We start from the raw sequence: 599 nt of genomic DNA on the forward strand, positions 1-599 counted from the left end.
CACGCCCTTATCACTATTTACAAAATCACTAGCAGCTTGTTCTAACAAGGCTGCAGTGTTGTCAGAGGTAAAAGCTTCAGGCTGTAAGTTAGGGCAACCTAAACTCGCGCAATTCACCGCGTAATGCGTGCGCGGATCTTGCCAAATCGGTCTTAAAATTCGATGCTCAATATCATTGAGTGTTAGTGACTTCCCGTTAACGATTACTACATCATCTCCCCACGGTCCAAAACTAAACAGTCCGCCGAGCTTGGTGATGGATTTTATTGGGTAGGCATCAAGAATTAAATCGACAGTCACGGCGTTATATAAATTAACCCAGTAGGCATATTGTTCCGCTTTTGAGTAGTCGAGTGGATTCAACTGCTCTAGCCTCTTGATGTATTGCTTGAGCTTTGTCTTATCTGCAGTGCTCACGGCTTGATAGCGAACTAGGGTGTTTTGCCCTTGTTTAACTAAGTAGCTATCGATAAATTGCTGCCAATCTTGATGAGATACCTGTTCTAGATTGGTTTCGTCGCTTTGGTTCCAGTATGGCCAAAGATCGGATTTAGGCGCAGACCAAGCTAAGGTTGAGAAAAGTAGGCTGACAATAAAAA

Annotated in this window: 1 protein-coding gene; it reads right to left on the reverse strand. The window is 43.6% G+C overall.

Annotated elements, in window-relative coordinates:
- The coding region (locus tag AB4653_RS21880; protein ID WP_372105343.1) for a DUF547 domain-containing protein at window positions 1-594 on the reverse strand (594 nt) is incomplete at its 3' end.
- Window positions 595-599: the final 5 nt, after the last annotated feature.

Origin of the sequence: Vibrio sp. 10N.222.48.A3 (genome assembly GCF_041475345.1) — a bacterium.
Lineage (GTDB): Bacteria > Pseudomonadota > Gammaproteobacteria > Enterobacterales > Vibrionaceae > Vibrio > Vibrio tasmaniensis_A.